Source organism: Thalassotalea sp. Y01 (assembly GCF_012932945.1).
In the GTDB taxonomy this organism is placed as follows: domain Bacteria; phylum Pseudomonadota; class Gammaproteobacteria; order Enterobacterales; family Alteromonadaceae; genus Thalassotalea_A.
This window is the reverse complement of record NZ_JABBXG010000007.1, coordinates 40,808-62,330: the sequence shown is the minus strand read 5'-3', so window position 1 is coordinate 62,330 and position 21,523 is coordinate 40,808. Positions and strand designations below refer to the sequence as shown.

The 21,523-nt window shown below is 44.7% G+C and carries 7 protein-coding genes and 1 pseudogene; 1 reads left to right on the top strand and 7 read right to left on the bottom strand.

Annotated elements, in window-relative coordinates; all coding sequences use genetic code 11:
• Nucleotides 1-172: 172 nt before the first annotated feature.
• From HII16_RS11300 to HII16_RS11275, 6 genes are all read right to left on the bottom strand, one after another.
• Entirely contained in the window at nucleotides 173-2,734 is a 2,562-nt protein-coding gene (locus HII16_RS11300; protein WP_169130222.1) for an exo 1,3/1,4-beta-D-glucan glucohydrolase, read from the bottom strand.
• 23 nt (nucleotides 2,735-2,757) lie between these two features.
• Nucleotides 2,758-3,924, bottom strand: a complete 1,167-nt coding sequence (locus tag HII16_RS11295) for a sugar MFS transporter (RefSeq protein WP_228445587.1) — start codon at nucleotides 3,922-3,924, stop codon at nucleotides 2,758-2,760.
• 277 nt (nucleotides 3,925-4,201) lie between these two features.
• Nucleotides 4,202-7,840 (bottom strand): carbohydrate-binding protein, encoded by a 3,639-nt coding sequence (locus HII16_RS11290; RefSeq protein ID WP_169130220.1) that lies wholly within the window; start codon nucleotides 7,838-7,840, stop codon nucleotides 4,202-4,204.
• A gap of 474 nt (nucleotides 7,841-8,314) precedes the next feature.
• The gene (locus tag HII16_RS11285; RefSeq protein ID WP_169130218.1) at nucleotides 8,315-12,382 is read right to left on the bottom strand and encodes a ThuA domain-containing protein; all 4,068 of its coding nucleotides are present in this window, start codon (nucleotides 12,380-12,382) and stop codon (nucleotides 8,315-8,317) included.
• Nucleotides 12,383-12,552: 170 nt separating this feature from the next.
• On the bottom strand, nucleotides 12,553-15,627 hold the full coding sequence (locus tag HII16_RS11280; RefSeq protein ID WP_169130216.1) for a TonB-dependent receptor: 3,075 nt from the start codon (nucleotides 15,625-15,627) through the stop codon (nucleotides 12,553-12,555).
• Between the two features lie 90 nt (nucleotides 15,628-15,717).
• Complete coding sequence (locus HII16_RS11275) at nucleotides 15,718-18,192, bottom strand: carbohydrate-binding protein (RefSeq protein WP_169130214.1); 2,475 nt, start codon at nucleotides 18,190-18,192, stop codon at nucleotides 15,718-15,720.
• Between the two features lie 767 nt (nucleotides 18,193-18,959).
• On the opposite strand from HII16_RS11275, the pseudogene HII16_RS11270 reads away from it, so the two are divergent.
• Nucleotides 18,960-19,216 (top strand): annotated as a pseudogene (locus HII16_RS11270) (IS4 family transposase); the annotation flags it as partial.
• Between the two features lie 46 nt (nucleotides 19,217-19,262).
• Here HII16_RS11270 and HII16_RS11265 read toward each other — a convergent pair.
• Nucleotides 19,263-21,389: a family 16 glycosylhydrolase gene (locus HII16_RS11265; protein ID WP_169130212.1), complete on the bottom strand. Its 2,127-nt coding sequence runs from the start codon at nucleotides 21,387-21,389 to the stop codon at nucleotides 19,263-19,265.
• Between the last annotated feature and the right edge of the window lie 134 nt (nucleotides 21,390-21,523).

The window sequence follows — 21,523 nt, the reverse complement described above, 5'->3', positions numbered from 1 at the left end:
TGAAGCCATTTGCATTAGCACATCCTGTGCGTCACAAATATAAGGCCTTCGATGTTTCGAAGCGGCCTGAGCGACACAAGATGTCAATCACTTAACAATCTGACCAAGCTCAGCAAACAAAAAAAATCCCAAACCAAGGTCTGGGATTTTAAGTTAGTTCACGTTAGTAAAATTACTGACAACTTATCGTTGCATGTTTTGCTAAGTGCGGGACTAACTCGATATCGGCAATACCAAACTCTGCTTTACCTTTTGAAGTTAACTGAAATGGTGTATTTAAGTCTGCAAAGCTCATGCCTTGTTGCTTAAAGCAATTAAGGTCAATAGAAACATTTTGCCAACTATTTGGCTCCAGTTTGGCAATCATCTCGGTGATATCCAGATCCGCTGTACACGCTTCATTAAGACCGACTTCACAAATCATCGACAACATCACAGGTGCAGTTGGCGACTGTAATACGTTGACGTTAAATGATAAGGCCGACTCAAGCGCCATTTGCGGCCGTAAATCTTCTCTAAAATTACTTTCGCTCGTAATACGCAAGCCGGCATTTGCGCTGCCATCTAAGGTAATTTTCAAGGCGTCTTCTTGAACTGACTTATCAATAGTACGATAACTTACTGCACCGACTTGGTGGGCGTTTGATTCAACATCAATTGATTGCTCACCAGATTGCAAAAACATCAACCAAGGCTTATGCAATTGGCCACTAAAAATCTTGCGATTTTGCAATGTATCAGCATCAAAGGTTACCGTTTCATCCAAGTTATTCGCCAATGTAGATTTGTCTTGATAGGTTAAGCCAAAACCATATGGCAGTAGCGGTTCGTAAATCGTATCACCTTTATTTACGACGGCTTGCTCAGAACTTTTTGGCCAGCTGTAAGATAATTTTCCGACAAAGTCGTACTGCACATTACCATCCGCATCGGTCATCAATACTTCAGCAACACCGTTACCTTCTGAACCAGGTAACCAAGCAGCAACAAAAGCATCCGAGGCATTGAGTTCGGCGTTAACCCACAATGGGCGACCACTGATAAACACAGACACAACGGGAATGCCCTGATCTTGCAAAGATTTTAATAAGGCTAAATCGGTTTTTTCACCACTTTGATAATCAAGATTGTTGCGATCGCCATGACCTTCAGCATATGGCTCTTCTCCAATTACCACGATCGCTACATCAGGCTTTTCTTCAAAACGGCCATCAACGGATAACGATACCTTACCGCCCGCAGCAGTAACATGCTCAGATATACCATCATAGATCGAGCTGCCACCAGGAAATTCTTCATTGGAATTATTGGTACCTTGCCACGTAATGGTCCAGCCACCGGACTGTTTGCCAATGTTGTCTGCCGCATCACCTGCTACCAATACGTGTTGGTTTGGCGATAGAGGCAATAGACCATCATTATTCTTCAATAACACTAAAGACTCACGCACCGCTTGACGTGCAACGTCTCTGTGCTCTTTGGCACCAATCAACTCAGTTTTTCCAGAAAATGGACGTTTCGCAGGACTTGGTTTATCAAACAAACCAGCACGCACTTTGACTCGCAAAATACGCTTAACCGCATCGTCAATTCTGGCCATTGATATGTCACCAGCTTCAACTTGGGCGATGGTATTTTCATACAATGGCTTCCACGCATCGGTCGGTACCATGAAGATATCCAATCCAGCATTTACAGCTTGCGGGCAACTTTCATTGCTACAACCTTGCACTTGTCCGTGACCGTTCCAATCACCAACAACAAAGCCATCAAAACCCATCTGCTCTTTTAACACGTCGGTCAAAAGGTATTTATTGCCGTGATTTTTTTTGCCATGCCACGAATTAAACGATGCCATAACCGATTGTGAACCTGCGCTTAAACCACCAACATAACCTTGTGCATGAATATCGAACAGTTGTTGTTCAGACGCCAAATTATCGCCCTGATCATCGCCTTTCTCAGTACCGCCATCACCTAAAAAGTGCTTAACTGTACTAATAACACTTTGATCAGAAAGAAAATCTCCATCAGCACTGCCTTGTAAACCCTTAACGATAGCGGCTGAATACTCACCAACTATTTGAGGATCTTCGGAGTAGCCTTCATAGGTTCGCCCCCAACGGTCATCACGAACCACGGCGACGGTCGGTGCAAACACCCAATCAATGCCGGTCACCATAACTTCCTTTGCCGTTATAGTAGCGATTTGCTCGATAAGCGCGGGGTTATTCGCTGCCCCTAAACCGATGTTATGTGGGAACAAGGTGGCACCAATGACATTATTATGACCATGCACAGCATCAGTACCCCACATGGTTGGAATGGTTGAACCATCTTGCGAGTCATCAATGGCCGCTTGATACATATCTTCGGCAAGTTTTATCCAATCTTGTGGTGTTGCATGCTTATTGTTGTCTGGAAACGCGCCGCCACCGTTAAGGTATGAACCAAAACCGTATTTGCGCATATCTGCAACACTGATATCTCTAATTTCAGGTTGAATCATCTGCGCAACTTTGTGCTGTAAAGTCATTCCTGCCAAGATCTCGTTAACACGTTCTTCGACAGCTTGATTTGGTTTTACAGCAATGTCTAACTTAGGCCATACGACAGACGCATCTTGCGGCGCTTGCGCAGCCATATAGGCTCCGTCATTAGTCGTCTCACTGCACCCGAGGGCGAGCAAACTCGTCGCCAGTCCTAGGGCAATTTTTTTAAGCTTAAAATTCATAGCATCCCTTTTATACGTATTCATTACGCTTGCTTTAATTTAGGTTTTGAACCGACCAAACCATAAAACACGATAAACGCATAACAGATAATCGGTAAGAAAAATGACGTTTGTACGCCGAGCATATCGGCTAACAAACCTTGTGCTAACGGAATAATCGCACCACCAACAATGGCCAAACACAACACCCCAGAACCTTGAGATGTATGACGACCAAGTCCGGTAACCGCTAGCGAGAAAATGGTTGGAAACATGATTGAGTTACATAAGCCGACCAATAAAATAGACCACATTGCCAGTTGCCCATCGCTTACCATAGTGATGGCAATCAGCAAAATGGCAGCGACCGCATTAAAAGCAAGCGCTTTACCGGCCGCTATTTTTTGCATCGCCAGACCACCGATGAAACGACCAACCATGGCGCCGCCCCAGTAATAGGCAATATATTTTGCCGCTTGTGCTTCTGTCTCTAAGCCTGGTATTTGTAACTCATGAAAATAGTTAACAAGGAAACTGCCGATGGCCACTTCGGCACCAACGTAAACAAAGATACCAACCGCACCTAACACCAAGTGTGAATATTGCCAAGCACTGCCCATGCTGCTCGAAGAGCTTTCCTGTGCTTGTTGGTGTTCGATATGAGGTAATTTCAATTTCGCGAATATCGCCGCCAAAATAAGCAGCATAGCGGCAAGTAGAACATATGGCATTTGCACTGCTTCTGCTTGCTGTTGTGCATTGACCATAGCTTCAGCGGTTTCGTTAAGAATAAGGTAGGCACCGAAGAAAGGCGCAACCGTGGTACCCAATGAATTAAACGCTTGGGTTAAAGTAAGACGAGAAGACGCGGTTTCAGGTTTGCCCAAACAACTCACATATGGATTAGCTGAGACTTGCAGCACGGTAATACCTGCTGCCAGTACAAATAACGCGAACAAGAATACCGGATAGCTGTGCATTGACGCCGCAGGATAAAATAACAAACAACCCATCGCAGCGATGATCAGACCGCTGACAATCCCGTATTGATAGCCCAGTTTTTTAACCAGTACACCCGCAGGTAATGAGACAATAAAATACGCACCAAAGAAACAAAATTGAATCAACATAGCTTGCGCATAAGTCAGATCAAAGATGCCTTTCAAATGCGGTATCAAGATATCGTTTAAGCAGGTAATAAAACCCCACATAAAAAATAATGAGGTTAGAGATGTTAACGCAAAACGGTAATTTGCATGACCATTTGTGGTCGATGCATTCGTCGGTTGCTCAGCAGAAACAGGTGCTGTGGCCATAATAAATCCCAACTTATAATTATTCTAATAGCAAGTTACAACAACCAAATCAATGTCAGAATCGCCGTAAAGCAATGATTTATATTGTTGCTGTAACGCTTGGATTGATTTGAAAAAAGCATCAATTACTGAGCGCTACACTCAGCAATCGATGTTCATTAGCTAGTGACGATTATTCAACCGCAACTAATGACCAGTTATCTAGAATGACTCCTGTTGTACCGTAGGTATTAGCGCCTGAACGGAACAACAAGTAATGGGTACCGGCTTCTGTGATCTCAAATTGACCAGGGTTATCACTGCCATCACAACCAGACGCAGTAGCGGCGCCGGTATACGTTATAGCATCTGGACAATCCCACGAGTTATAAGCAACAAGCACTTGTTGATCGCCATTGTATTCACTGTGATCTTCAGGTTGCGTGGTACCAATATAGACTTCACCCCATAGCTCGTTGATATCGGCATAGGACATGTCCATGTCAAACTGATAGGTACCTGGTTGCAAATCAACAACCGTATACATACCCATGTGCTTAGTCCAAGGACCAGCAACAGTTTCACCGAACGTGGCGACACCATCGGCGATGGTGACCACACCATTACCATCGACATCTTCACCCCATTGGCTTACAACTGTCCAACCACTGTCATCTTCAAATGAACCGTTGGTAATCAAGTTTGTTGCTACCGGCGGCTCAGTAACCGGAGGATTGACTTGCTTTACTGTCCAGTTATCCAAAGTCACACCGGTTGTACCATAAGTATTGGCACCCGATCTAAACAGTAAGTAGTAGGTGCCCGCTTCAGTTATTTCAAAGCGACCTGGGTTTTCATTTAAGTCACAACCAGATTCTGTTGCCAGACCTGTATAGGTGATCACATCAGGACAATCCCAAGAGTTATAGGCTTTGATTACTTGCTGATCACCATTGTACTCACTATGATCTAGCGGTTGCATGCTACCTATGTATACTTCACCCCATAGTTCATTGATATTTTCATAAGACATGTCCATATCAAATTGGTAGGTGCCTGGTTGCAGCTCAATAGTTGTATAAAGACCCATATGCTTAGTCCAAGGACCGGCTACGGTTTCAGTAAACGAAGCAACACCATCAGCAACGGTTACAACGCCATTACCATCAACATCTTCCCCCCATTGACTAACGACCGTCCAACCAGTGGCATCGTCAAACGCACCATTGGTTAGTAGGTTGTCACCAAGTACAACTTCGCCTTGCTCTTCACATTCACTGGCATCAACCAAGTTAAATTCAAACCAGTTTACATTTTGTGCACCACCAATCGCATCAAAGCGCATGGTTTGCATACCACCGTTAAGCTCTATTGCATTGCTTAAGGTGATCCAACTTTGCCAGCCACCTGTAGGTGGAATGGTTACCGTATCTTTGACCACACCTTCAAAGCTTAAAGTGAACCCTTCACTGCCGCTTTCAGTCGCAACTCGATAATCAGCGATGTAACAACCGGCTTCTGGGATTTCAACGCTATATTCCATCCAATCGCCTGGATCGATGTAACCAACGTTTTGGTTACCATCAACATCTTGGGTGGTTTCTAGCACAACTTCGCCATCAGGCAGTTCAATTACGCTGGTCCACTCTTCCGCTTCAACACGAACGTCGGCAGGCTCTTCGGGTGCCCATTGACAACCTTCGCCAAATTCAGTGCTACCTTCACCACCGACTTGAATATCCATGTTCATCAAGTTAAAACCACCGCCACTCACGACGCGCAGCTTTTGCACACCGGCTTCTAATGTGACTTCAACGTCGATGTCTTGCCAGATATCCCACCAACCTGTATTAGGAGTGGCTACGGTACCGGTCAAATCAACACAATTTGACTCAAGATTGAATAAGCCGCCTGTCGCTGATGCTGTACGCAGAGTGACAATGTAGTTACCAGCTTGGGCAACATCGATGGTGTATTCCATCCACTCTTCGTCCTCGAAGAATCCAACTGCTGTATAACCTTCGTTAGTCGCTTCGACATCAACTGCTTCTTCAAAACGGTATGCATCACCCAAGTTCACAGCACTGCTATCGTGGTATGCAACACCTTCGCCGCCAAAGTCATAATCAGCAGCCCATAAGCGACCGTTCGGTGCATCCATGTTATATGGATGTGCGCCTGCGCCGTTGGTTGGCACAGGTAAAGCTTGCCCATAGAAAGGTCCCGGTGGGTTATCACTAGGCTCATCCAACATAGGTAATGGAGCATCGGCTGCCTCGGTTACCACTAAAAAGGTATTGCCACCGTTTAGCATTGCACCATCGCCAGCGGAACCAATATAACCCGTATGAGCATCGTCACCATCGCTGATCAAGCCAACCAAGTGACCAGAGCCTGCCCAAGGTCTAAGCGCAATATCCCCGCTAGGCAGTTCAAGCCATTTAAGTTTTTCTGTACTGCCAATTTCATCGGCGGTTGCCGTCATTGGCGTGCCAAAATCAGCAACCGTTAAGTATTTACCGTTGGCAGCTTTAAGCGCGATATGACCATCGTCACCGGCATCAACGACAACAAAAGTGTCTTGCCCTTCGCCATCAAAACTGTGATCTGACACCATTAAGTTGCCGCTCTCATCGACACTTAAAAAGGCATGACCGGCACGGTTATATAAGCCGATTTCTTCACCAAATGGCACCGTTGGCGTACCCGCTGAAGGCCAAGTTGCAACACCACTATCAGGGCGCCACACTGTGCCAAAACTGTCTAAGCTGTATTTAATGTGGCCAAGGTCAAGGTTATTTGCACCTAACCATTCAAATTGCATCCAGCCAATATGGTGACTTTCGAATGCTTCGTTATAGCCATTCTTGGTATCACCTGGCCAAAATTCAGTATTTACCAATGCTGGGTAATCAGTACTGCCTTTAAATGCGGCAATCGTCGATTCAACACCTGGTAGGTCCCAATAGGCATGAAAAGCAAACGCGGCATTGTCCCAAATGTCAGGAAACTGCTCTTTTAAACTATCAGCACCGGCAATGGCTTCAGAGCCACCATAGAAAGACATAAATGAGCCAAGTAGAATCATGGTATCTGGCGCAACGGTACGAATTGCTTCATACATTTGTGCTTGTCTTTGCCAATCTTCTTCAGTCCAGTTTTCATTAATTAATGAAACAGGTTCGTTGTGAGCTTCATAAATAACATGGGTTTCATCTTTATACTTAGCACCGTATAGATTCCAAAATGCCAAAGATTTTTCCATGCTATGGATAGCACCATTTTCACCATTGTTACCAATGGTGATAATCAAATACATTTTTGCCTGACGTGTCAGCTCAACAAGCTCATCCGCCAGTGTTTCATTAACACCAACAGCATCAGGGTTTTGTTCTGCATCACCTTCTAGGTAGACATGTAACGTATTAAAACCGTAGTCATGTACTAACGATTCTAATTGCTCAATTGTCGGTATGGTTTTAGCTTGCTCGGCGTTATATGGGTCTCCGCCATCTAACGATAAACTGACACCACGTAAGCTGGTGTTCATATCCGTTTGGATAACGTTATAACCTAGAGATGTGTCAATATGAGGACGGTCACGTACCTCGATATCCGCCAATGCTAAATCGGGAATTTCCGGTTCCGGCTGAGATGAGTCATCTGGTTGTTGCGTCGTTGTATCTGGGGCACTTACTGCACTTTCGATACCATCGTTATCGCTATCGACACCGAAACACCCTGATAGAGTGACTATGGTGGCACCTAACAAGGCTGATTTAATTATTCGAGCCAGTTTATTGCCAGCCAGATTAATATCGTTACTTGCCATTGAACTTTCCTCTTTATTGTTATTGGAAACCTTAGGTCAAGTTTATTGACTGATATAAGCCAAAATTGCCAACTTGTGTTTCTCTTTAAATTCGAAAATATCGCTGATAATGCAATGTCACCTAAATCCTATTAAGCCGTCGTCCTGATAACGTATTCGAACCAAGATTTTCTGACATTTCGATAGTTTGACTAAAAATACATAACCTGAACTTCGCTACAAACCCTATAAAATAAAGGATAGGCGCAATCCTCCGGAGTTCGTTATGGATAAGATAAAAAGAGTAAAAATCGATATAAATTGACGTCAAAGACAGACATTGATGGGGTAAATGAGGCGTATAAATATTACCAAGCAAGGGAAATGAACAACAGGCATAACACATAACTGAGCAGCCTGACAAAGGGAACCAAATCCAGGAACAAAGTCAGGCTGTTTTTAACGTCCTTACAGCGTGTTTATGCTGCAAGCAATTCACTCTAAGCTGTTTATCCAGCGCTCTAACACTGCCATGTATTCACTGTCTTCTAGTAATCGTCCTAATGGCGGCATACGGTCACTTGCGTTGGAACTTTTATCACGAATATACATAATTGAATTATTGATATTGCCAGGGTCTACAACCTTTGGGTCGACCAAGCCATAGTCAGCAAAATAATCGCGCTGGTTTGCTAACTCGCCATCAATAACACCTTGATCCGCCAATGGCGTTTCGTATCTTCCATCCCATAAAGCGGCAATGCCTTGTGGCCCATGGCAAGATGCGCAGTTAATATCCCAATATGATCTCACTCTGTGGGTTAACGTTTTGCTTTCATCATTTATGTGGGCATGGGCGGGAAAGGCAGAAATGTCAGCCTCATTAAGAGCCGCCGTAAAGAGACCAAGATGATTGAGCGTGCGCAATTGATTATCACTGATATCTGACGGGTATTGATAATTGCTATTTAGCGATGCGGTTTTTACGCCCAATACATTCTCGGCATCATCATTGTGACAATTAAGACAGTCGCTAGGGCTAGGATACATCCAGGTTTGCGTCCAATCTCCATCACTCGAATGGATGGTAAATTGTTGTGAGTTGCCGCTAGTTAGCAAGTCCGCATCTGAATTATCTTCTCGCCATTGGTAGGTAACACCATAGACCTTTTGCTGTTCGCCAATAACCAATAAGCGAGTCTCCAAGCGGCGCACTGCGCTTGCATCCTGCTCGCGTGTTGGCAACGAAAAATGTTTAACAAACACAGTGCCTGCTGGCCATTGCCACTTGCCTTGCTGTTGCCACTGCACTTTTTCACCTGATGGCACACTAACCCAACGTTGCTTTACCGCTCTATCAGACCAAAGTGGCGCTATAGGCGCAAATGGAATCAAACTGCTGCTTGGCGTTAAGTTGGCCACGTCACTAAAGGCACCTGTTTGCGACAGCAGTGCCGGCACATTACTCAAATCAACGGCAGCACGTTTTGGCATGTCCAAATAGGCCTTAGCATTAGGTCGACACGCTATGGCGTAGCTGAAATCTGGATTACATACTTCCGCCTTATTAATGATAAAGGTTTCGCTTAAATCGACAGACTCTCGATTGGCAATAAGCGCACCGGTTGCACCATCATCGACAGCAACAAACAGCCCGTTAATAGCCGCTTTTAATGCAAACGAACCATCGTCATTTTCAACCAAGGTAAACCATTCGTGTTCACTAACCGAAGAGGCGCTCGCTGCAAGACGACCATCAGGCAATACCGTGACATAGTTGCCTGTTGCTGATGATTGCAAGGCAACGAAGCCATTGCCAGCATCAACCAAAATAAAGGTTTCTGCTTCGGCAGCAGTCTCTTGTGTTGCGCTTAGTTGGCCATCGACGTTGGTGACATATTGGCCATTTACCGCGGCAATAAAGGTAACCGCATCGCCAGCAACAAAACGACTGACAGGGATGACTTTAATGCCACTGACCATAGGGTTTTCGATGACCGGAATAAATTGTAAATCAAGGCTGCCATCACTCACTGTGACGGTGGAAACGACTTGATAGGCACTGGCAGCGCCGACGGTGGCAAAGACATCCAACTGCGAGATAATTTGGCTATTCTCGGCATCAACATTAAACACCCGTAAGCCAGCATTGTTAAAATAGGTTTCTGCAAATTCTAACGTCAGCTGATAATCACCATTATCAATTGGCAAATGATATGAAAAGCCACCTTCTTGCCAATGGTGAGACTGGTAAATGCGATCATTATCGGTACCCGAAATCGCTAAAGACGAGCCACTACCGTGACCGCCACTGAAAAAATCATCGGCTTGATAAAAGGTACCATCGGCAGCATTGACCGCCGCGCCACCGGCATTTATGGCATAGGTGTTTTCGGCACTGTCTGTGCTACCAGCATTATTAGGTGTGTATTTCACTTCCACCAACAAGCCAGCATCATTAGGCTTACCGCAGCAATTTCCGCCAAATGAAATTAAATACAATCGATTATTATGCGGTGAAATGACACCATCGATGATGCCAGCCATTACGGAAGTATCAAGCCAGCGTCGTAACGTTGGCTCACTTTGTTCAACGGACGCTTCAAACATCTCATCATTATTAAAGTTCCAATAGATAAGACGACCATCGAAATAACTCGGTAATTTATACTCATCTTCAACACTGTTATCCCAACGATAAACACCTGCCACCATCAAGGCACGATGGCTCATGGTGACCCAAGCGGGTTTGGCATTAGGTAAGTTGCTGGCACCCGTATTGTTAGGTGAGTCGTTAATAACATTACTGGCATCAAATGCAGCACCACTTACCGATGTGGCAAAGTCATAATCTCGATAAGCTTCGTTGTTACCGGAAAAATAGGGCCAGCCAAAGTTGCCGGCACTGTCGGTAATGTTTAACTCATCATAACCCGCAGGACCACGGCTTGCATTAGAGCCACCTGCATCAGGGCCTATTTCACCCCAAAGTAAATTGTCGTTGCTCGGATCAATGGCGATACGAAAGGGATTGCGATGACCCATGGTGTAAATTTCCGCTCGATGCTGCTCATCTTGGGCGAATAAATTCCCTGCGGGAATGGTGTAGCCATCAGCGGTAGGCTTAATGCGTAATATTTTACCGCGCAAATCGTTGCTGTTAGATGAAGATTTCTGCGCATCCCAGGCACTGCGTCCAGGGCGCTCATCAATAGGGGTATAACCGTCTGACGCAAAGGGGTTGGTATTATCACCCACGGCAATATATAAATTGCCCTCGCTATCAAAGTCCATCGACCCTGCTACATGGCAACACTCATCAATTTGCACAGCAAAGCTCAACAAAATTTGCTCGGCAGCTAAGTCTAGGGTGTTATCGGTTTTTATGGGGATGCGAGATACATTATGCTGAGCCAAGCTGGTATCGGTATAGTGAAAGTAGCCAAAACGATTGCTGCTAAAATCAGGGTCGAGGGCAAAACCAATCAAGCCGCCTTCATGGGAAGCATTTACATTAAGTACGGATTTTTCTGCTAATTCACCATCTTCCATGGCATAAAACTGACCTTCACGACCAATAATATAAATATCACCCGCGGCTGAGATATCCAACTCCATCGGTTGGTTGATAGAGCTGGCCAATACGGTATTGGTAAAGTCGGCATCACTTGGCGCCGCCCCATTCCATACCGGCGTACCAGCAGCTAATTGTCCCGCCCACATCATAGCGCCTGCGATATGATCGATAAAATCTTGCTGTTGATAGGTTTGCTGAGTATGACCTAAGCCAGTGTAAAATGATCGGCCTTCGCCTACCAGATGATACCAAGTAATAGGATGATCATCCCCCATGGCACCATTACCTGGTTCATAGCTGGTCTCATCGAGAGCCATCAATACATTTACATTCGCTCTCGGATTTTGCTGAAAGTTATACCACTCATCGGTATGGGTCCAGTTTTCAGCAAGATGCTCTGTCGCCGGATGTTGATCATCTTCAATGTTTAAAGTGGCTGATTGTACATGCGGATGAGCACTAAAATAAGCTCCAACCAAATCGCCATACCAAGACCAAGAGTATTCAGTATCACTAGCGGCATGAATACCTAAGTAACCACCGCCCGATTCAACAAAGTCCTTAAAAGCTTGTTGCTGGTCACTGTTCAACACATCACCGGTGGTGTTAAGCCATATAACTAGCGAATAGCCCGTTAAATTGCTGCTATTAAAATCATTACTGTCTTCGCTGAAAGTGATTTGCCAACCCATATTATCGGCGATATTGGTCAACATAGTTTGCCCAGCAGATATCGATTCATGTCGATAGCCAGCGGTTTTGCTGAACACCAATATCGGTTTATTAGCCTTGGCATCAGGTTCTGGTTGCGGGTCTGAATCGTCACCATCGCCTGAGCCATCGTCAGAATTATCACCTGAATCATCCGGGTCGGGCTGCGGATTGACGATCGGATCCGTGTCGTCGCTACCCCCCCCTCCACCACAGGCACTTATCATTAAAATTGATAATGAAAAAAGCAGATACTTTAATAGTGACTTCATCATGTTAATGTCTTCTTATTGTTAACAACCTACCATGCATTAATTTTTGCATGAATATCAATTAATATATACAACTCGAGCAAGTGTCTAAAAAACCACCACTTAGTTAAGCTATATAAATGACAAAGCCGCTGACAATAGCGGCTTTGTTATTTTGTGCTTAGCAAATGTGCTTAGAACACATAGCGCGCACCAAAGTTATAGCGAGTATGACCCACCGAGTACTCACGTACTTGATACTTCGAACGACCATGTATTCGCTGGTCTTCTTCGGTCAAGTTAATGCCTTCAACAAATACCGAAAAGTGTTCATTGATATCGTAACTGATGTTGGCATCCCACTGATAATACTCTTCAACAAAGCGCGGATCGCGACCTGCAGATTGCAAGTAATCATCACGCCAGTTATAAGCAACACGCACCTGGAAGCCGTATTTCTCATAGAACGCGACTAAGTTAGCGGTATCACTCATACCAGGCACAACCCATTGGTCTTCGTTTTTATTGATATCGTACTCAAGATCACCTTCAACAATAGTGAAGTTTGCTTGTACACCAAAACCGGTGTCACCAAAGGTGTGTTGTATCGCAATTTCCCAACCATCTACTGTGGTTTCGTTTTGGTTAATTGGAATATTCACATCAAACGTCGCCACAGGATCGGTAGGTAAGCCGGTTACCACAACTTCAATTTCATCACCTTCGCCGGTCACTTCAACATTCGCTTCATCAGCAAAGTGTTCAGCAAAATAGGCGTTCACATCTTCAGGTGTGTATTCAAAGAATGGGTCACCACCGGTTATATCCTCGATAGCTTGATTGTACAGGTCGCCTTCAATCGGCGTCGTTAAGTTGCCAAATAATGGCTGATCTTCAAATGTTTTAGTAACAATGAAGTTCTCCACATCTTTGGTCCAGTAACCTACCGACATATAACTCGCTTCATCGAAGTACCACTCAAATGAAAAGTCTAAGTTGGTAGATTCCATTGGCAAGAGTTGTGGGTTACCACGACGACCACCGCCACCACCTGAACCAAACCAATCGATAAACAAGGCACCCTTAATGTCGTTATACGTTGGGCGACTGATCGTTTGGCTATAAGAGGCTCGGATTATGACATTTTCAACAACTTCATAATCAATATCGATGCTAGGTAACCACATATCGTAGTCACCTTTGATTTCAGAGAAACCTTGAACTGAGCTGCCATCTGCATTGGTTTGCTTATAAAGGTCAAAACCGTTGCTAAATACACTCCATTCAATGCGATCGTATAATGGTACTAACGCTTTTGAGTGAACTTCGGTATCTTCATAGCGAATACCGACGAAGATATTAAGCGGCATCTCAAACAGTTCCATTTCATAATGGCCCTGTATGTAGAAAGAGTTTGATTCTTCGCTCGTTGTTTCATCAACGTCAAAATTATAAGTTGGACAGAAGTTGGTCAAACATGGACCGCCATTTCCTTCAACACTGCCATGGTAACCGGATTTTAACAGCTGCTCACCACGTTCAATAAGCGCATCAAAATCCCATGTAACATAATCGGTGGTCATGCGCGGATCGTTACTGCCTTCAATGCCATCAAAAACGCCATCGATTGATTCGATACTGAGTAAGTCGGCAATATCTCCTGGTTCACCTAAACCACTCCAAGCATTTCGCGGTACCCAAGCGGTACGACCGGCGTTGTCCACTTCGACACGGGCGGCACCAATTTCAATGGTTAAGCCATTATCAAATACGTATTCACCGCTAATTTGCAGTTGTTCTACGTCCATTTGGTTATCAATAGAGCCAAAGCCACTACCTGATAACTGCATGTCATTTACGTCCAGTTCATCGACGCGGATAATTTGGTTGTTAGAATTACGCTCACCTAATTCAATATCCAGAATCGGCATTCCATCGGCACTAAAATAACCATCGGTCGTGATTCGGTTAAGTGACGCTACGGCAACAAAACCACTTGAACCATATTTACTGTTTGGCTTTTGCTCACCACGAGAGTCATGGTAATCAGCGATAACCTTTAGACTATCGTTAGGTGTCCATTCAAAATTAACACCTAAAGAGTTGTTTTCATCTACAGTCGCGAAGCGGCCAACACCTTGAATTCGATCGACAGCACAGCCAACCACAGAATAACGCGTTGGCGAGTAGATATTGCCTTCTTTAACCCATTCCGATTCACGGGTACTACAAGACGGCTCAAACCAGGCTGATAAATCTTTATGTTCCGTGTCAATTTCGTTTTCAGCGTAGGTATAGTCAATGGTTGCTACCAAGCTATCAATAGGTTTCCATTGCATGGTTAATTGAGCATTAACACGCTCACGATGAAAGTCATCCAAGTTGTATTGAATATTGGTTGGCACGGCATAAATACCGTCTACGGTTTCAGTTGGGAAGCCGATAGCTTTTGGATCACCAACAAATATCGTACCCCACTCATTATCTGGGTGTGGTTCACCAAATTCCAATTCATAGGCTTCAACTTCAGCTTGGCTGACGAAGTTGCGACTCATAAAGTCTTGTGTGGTTGCTGATTGCCAGCCACCGTCACGCTCTTGATAACTAAATGACAGACCAATACCGAAAGTATCATCGGCAAAGGTGTCACTAAATAACGCCGCAAATTCTGGTGTTACATCGTTACCTTCTCGTGTACCTTTGTCGTGCACACCTTTTGCACTAAAAGCCGCTTGTAAGCCTGGTCTTTGCAGTGGTTTGCTGGTGACAACATTGACCACCGCACCAATACCACCAGTCGGAACATTGGCTCGACCTGATTTGTAAACTTCAACCGCTGAAATACCTTCAGACGCGATATTACTAAAGTCGAATGAACGGCCACCTGTGGTCGGCATTTGACGACCATTAAAGGTCACCAAGTTGAAATCTGGACCAAAACCACGAACGGTAATCTCTGAACCTTCACCGCGATCCCTTTCGATAGCAATACCGGTAATACGTTGCAATGATTCTGCTAAGTTGGTGTCAGGGAATTTACCGATATCTTCAGCGGATATACCGTCTACAATACCTTTTGCTTCCCTTTTTAAATCCATCGAGCGTAAGAAGACACCTTTGATACCAGTGACTTCAATGACTTCCATTTGCTCCGCTTCATCATATTCTTGTTCGTTGTCAGAGGTTGCGTCTTGAGCATAAGCACTGGTCGCTAGAACCGTCGCGATACTCATCGCCAGAGCACTTTGCTTAAATTTTTTATTATACATAATCGTTAACCCTAAATATGCGAGTTACCTCCTAGGTCGTCGGCTCACCGCTACTACAAAACGATGAACCGACATAGGAGATACTGGTGCTTAGTTTGTTATTTTTATCCAGTTGAGATTGATTGCGCCGCCAACAAAATCAAGGCGAAGAGTTTGCTCTCCAGCAACCAAATCTACCGCTGCAGTTTGAGATACCCAGTTTTGCCAGCCGCCGGTATCGGCAACTTCTTGTGTATCTACTACAACACCACCAATTGAGGTTTCAAAGCCATCGCTACCACCCTGACTGGCTAGTCGATATGTAATAAAATAGGTACCGTCAGCAGGGATATTTACGGTGTACTCCAAGAAGTCACCGCCATCAATCCAACCAACATTTTGTCCGCCACCTTCGTCTGCCGTATCTTCGGTAGCGACGTCACCCGCGGCTTCCCAATTTTCGGCTTCAACTAAGATCTCAAATGGTGGCGCGAATAGCTCAAACCAGTTGATGTTGATAGCACCGCCGACAAAGTCGAATCGAGCAATATGCTCGCCTGCAGTCAAATTAAATTCAGCAGACGATTGAGTTGCCCAGTTTTGCCAGCCACCGGTATCGGCAACTTCTTGTGTATCAACCACAACGCCATCAATTGAGAATTCAAAACCGTCACTACCACCTTGGCTGGCAAGACGGTAATCAACATAGTAAGTACCTTCGCCAGGGGCGGTTATGGTGTATTCAAGGAAATCGCCAGCATCAATCCAGCCAACGTTTTGACCACCGTCTTCATCTTGAGTATCTTCGGTCGCGACATCACCCGCGGCATCCCAATTTTCGGCTTCGTAGCGAATACCTGCTGGGCCCGTAGATTCAACTTCTTGTTCTGCTAGAGGAGCTTGGAAACAACTTTCGTTTGAAACACAGCTAACTTGAACGTTATCAAGTTGGAAATGTACTCCACCGTGAAATTCAATTACGAGTAAGGCACCAATATTAGCAGTGTCTAATGGCAGAGGGTCACCTTCGCCAACACCAGGGATCCAAGTTAACCAGTTTGGCGCAAGAAAGGGGCTCGCAACAAAGTCACTTACTGGGATTTCATAGGTTACCCAGGTATCAAGCGCTAAGTCGGCAACATTCCAGACAAACATGCCCATATAAGGCCAGCCTGTCTCCATGCGAATATCTAGGGTTTCGGTCGTGGTATTGGCGCTATCGATGTATAAATCAAAGCTTAATACCGCATTGTGACCAACCAATTCGACACCTGGTGTCAGAATACCTATATTGGCATCACCTTCAGGATGGCTAACATCGATAACAAGATTGTGCTCGCCTTCTGTTTCAACCATCTCGATTGTCGGCGAGTTAAAGTTACCAATTGATAATTCAGTAACAACGTCGGTGTGGTGCCATATAAGCGCTTCCAAGTCTGATACTTTGACGTCTTTTTTATCATAGAAACCGTCATTAAAAATCTCGGTTACAACTGTTTCAACAGACTCAATTCGATCGGACGCTGCTTTGCTGATTGCCGATTTAACATTAGACGCACAGTTTTCAACACTGGCTTCTACACTTGGGTCACAAGACCAAACCTTGACGTAATCAACCAGTAATTGCGCATCGCTTTCAGCGGCTGCATCAAGTTTTAAAACAACCTGAAGTTCTTGGTTGAAAGGACCGTCGTTGTCAACGACAACATCTTCACCGGCCATATTGTATGCCCAGGTGTTTAATGGATTAACCGTGTGAACGTGAACGCCATTGATGTACCAACGAATTTGGTTCTCGTCCCATTCGATGGCGTAATTTTGAAAATCTTCTTTGGCAGCAGAAACACTGTCACCGTTAAACTCAACACCGCTGGTTAAGCCAAGACCATAATGAGCACCGGCGATAAAGCCGTTGCCGTGACTCTTCAATGCCGTTAATGCATTGTAGCCATCATACATATCATTGATTGGCATTAAGCCGAATACCGACATGGCATCAGTGCCTTCTGGCACCATGATGCTGGCTTCAACACGACCAGATGAAATACCGGCAATGGATTTAAGTGACGACGGCATATCTTGTTGTGCTGCTATTGCTAGCTGGCCATCAGCCATGCTGGTGTTTTCACCTGCCCAAACACTATCATCTAATGCTTCGCCATCAAACTCATCTGCCCAAACCAAATTCCAGCCATACTCAGCTAGCGTTTCAAAATCACTCTCAATAAGGAAAGTAAGCTGGGCGCTATCGGTTTCGCCAGTGCCTTCTTGAGTTACCGTATAGGTAATGCTGTCTTCACCACTAAAATCAGGATTTGCTGTATAAACAAATGTACCGTCACTGTTAAATTCCAGGACACCATTTGCCATCGCCGCACCTTCTGGCACTGCAAAGCTAAGTCCGTCACCTAGATCGTTCCTGCTGACATCCCCTGTAACCGGATCACCATCTTCTTTACCCTCAAAGATGTCGCCCACAGCAAACAATGTGCGTTCTACATTATCATCTGCATCCCCATCTCCACATGCCGTAAGAGACAACAAAGCTGTCACCGACAATGTGAGAAAAATTTGGTTTTTTCTCATTGTAAACCCCATGTTTTACATTACTGGTATTGTTTTCTGAATTTCATCTCTGCGAGGCAAGTTGCGCTGTCAGAGGTCTCCAGTTTTAGTTATTTACACTTCATTGGTTGGCATCAAATTAGCAAAAAGAAGTGCATGAGAAAGTTTTTATAACAGCAGTACAATGATGTCGTCCGATTGAACGATTCGAACAAAAAAACAGACAAAAGTGAAAGTTCGAGTAAGTGAAATTATCACGAACATCAGGCGAGTAAAGGGCTTGATAGATTTTTGAAATAATCAGTAAATATTAACAATAGATAAAAAAGTTGATCTTCGGATAAAGATTCAAATGATAGTGACGATATATCAACTCCAACTTCAGCTACTGATGGTTCTGGAAATGTTCATAATTTTAGGCAACAACTAATAAATACCATTAGTCCTGAAGAGGCTTGGGGGGGTATAACAAATTTACTGTCATTTTGTGGGCCAACAGGAAGAGCCATATGAAAGGCTCATATACGCTAAAGAAGTTGATATGTGGCATGGTCACTCACATTTTTTAGAAATAATCGAAGCAAATAAAATTGAAGTAACCTAGGTAGATTTGAACGTTAACTCATGCCGCTTGTTTGTAAAATTTGTTCGTTCAATTTATGTCTTGCCAACTTGTGTATTGACAATTTAGTTCGCCCGTAGACCTTAAACTAAATGCCTCTAAAATACATTCAAAATACTTAAATGTTGCCTTGGGTTAAACACCTCGGTTGTTGGCTGCGAATTGATTGGTTCAGAAATTTCGCAGCCGTTTCCCACCCAAGAGCACCTAACGAAATCAGTTTCAAATATGTATGCCAATTCATCGCCAGCCAATTGAGCAAAAGCGCTTTCACCAGGTAATACACCCAAGCGGCTAGCCCAGCTTCGAGGTGACTTGACCATGCTCTTTAAAGAAAACCGCCCTAGGCCATCAAGACCTAGGACGGTTAATATATCAAAGACCCGTTATCCTGTTAATCGCAAAGCCGCTTCTCTAAAGTGAACAGCATTGCGCGACAAGCGGGCTTTTTCAATGAAGCGGTTAAGGCTTATGGGCAGACATTGCTGCTAGCTTGAACGTCAAATGGCAGGCCCGCGTTTACATCACTGACACAGAAATTCACGCTTACTCCTCCAGACGCTGGTGAACTGGTCTGGAAAACGGCAACACCATTGTTATCCGTAACAGCTACGTCTGATTCGTTCCAGGTCCCTGAGAAGTTGCCATTAACCGTTGCACCAGCAACAGGTTGACCGAGATTATCCAAAATAGTGACGTTGGCAATTCCGTATTTTTGACCTCTTCCAGCACCTTGGGTTGTGGTAGTGACACTGCTAACCACAACCGATGTTGCTTCGCCGCCGCCCGCCGTTACTGTGACCGAAGACTGAGTTTCATTGGTTGCACTCAAATTATCGGTTACGGTTAGTGTAACCGTGTAAGTCCCAGCCTGAGCAAATGTGTGACTAACATTTTCACCAGAGCCAATATTGCCATCACCAAAGTCCCAGTCCCAGGAGGTTAAAGAACCATCGATATCAGTACTGCCGCTGCCATCAAATGTACAACTTAGATCTGTACAGTTAAATGAAAACTCTGCAGTAGGAGGGTTGTTCGATGTGCCTCCGCCAGCTCCAAGAATTTCAATATCGTCAAACGTGTAGGTATCTGACGTGAAATTGCCTGGATCAGGCATAAGCAGGAAGGAATCAACGGCAGAGTCTGATGTCGCGCCATCTATGCGACTAGCCAACTGGAACCGCAAGGTTTGCCAGCCGTTCGCATGCTCAATGAAAGAATTAAAGCTACTATGGCGGCCATTAGGATAGTTATCTGGCGTGGCAACGCTTCTATCTTCAAGTTGAATCAATATCTCTTTACCAACCATCGTAGGATCTGAATTATTAACCTTTAATTCGAATGCTTTATCACCGGAAATGAATGGACCTGCGTCAGCAATCGCGCTGGTATTGTAAAGCACTACATCCCATTGAAATTCGGCATTTCGAGTGTAAGTTAGTACACCATTGCTGGCATCATAAATACCATCACTCTGAGCCAGGGTCATGTTGCTGGTGCCATCAAAATTTTCCAGTATTGTTTCGCTGGTTAAGTTTTTACCTACATAAATATTGGTCGATACCTCACAACCCGCTGTGGTTGCGGTAAGGGTTTGCACAGTTGAAGCACTAGCTGTATCCCAGGTGATATCTACGGTTGAACCCGATCCTGAAACCGTCCCCCCGGTGACACTCCAGGTTGTAGTAGAGCCGGCATTAATGACAGAGTAAGACTCTGTTGAACCTGGCGCTGGTAAATGATTCCCCTGTAGATTCGGTTGAGGTCCGGCGTAGATTCTCACATAATCGACCTGCAGAGTTTGCGGCAACGCAGAATCGTCAACGGTACCTCCCCAGGTTCCACCAACCGCTAGATTAAGCAATAAATGAAAGTTATTGCGGCCGTCAAAAGGCCAGTCTTCTGGTGCCACATCGGCGAGTGTTTTTACTGAATACAGAAGATTATCGACATACCATCTGATCTCTTCGGCTTCCCACTCGATGGCGTAAGTATGAAAATCATCAGACCATTTACCTGGTTGCATAAGAATACTGCCACCTTGGTGCGCATTGTCTGGCCAGGGCTGACCATAGTGAATAGTGCCGTAGGCGGTATTTGCACTTTGTCCTACAGATTCAAAGATATCAATCTCGCCGCTCGTAGGCCAACCCACCGCTGGATCAGTCGGTAGCATCCAAAAAGCAGGCCACATCCCATGTCCGTCAGGGATCTTCATTCTCGCCTCAAATCGGCCGAACGCCCATTCGCCGCCATTCGGCATATTCGCTGTTCGAATTCTTCCCGATGTGTATTGTGAGCCGCGAATTCGTTCTTTCCGGGCTTCTATAGTCATAACGCCATTTGCCAACGTAATGTTATCAGCCTGATAGCTTTGCAGTTCTTCGTTACCCCATCCGCAAAGTCCGGCACCCTGGTCACAGCCATCACCGAGCATAATTTCCCAGGCAGAAGTATCTAGGCTAGCCTGATCAAAATTATCCTCAAAAACAGGAATCTGACATTGTTGTGCTGAAACGTTAAAACTTAAGCCAATGAGTATCGCTGCACTCGATAACAGTGTTGATTTTATCATTGGTTTTTTTCGGTATTTCATAATGAACACTCTCTTTCTTTTTGTTTCGATAAGCCTTCAACCCTGTACTGCTAAATTAAATCAATATTAATTACAGCGATTTCCGGCCTCCCCAAAACAATATTGGGAGGCTTTTAGCAATTAGTCGTTCGGAT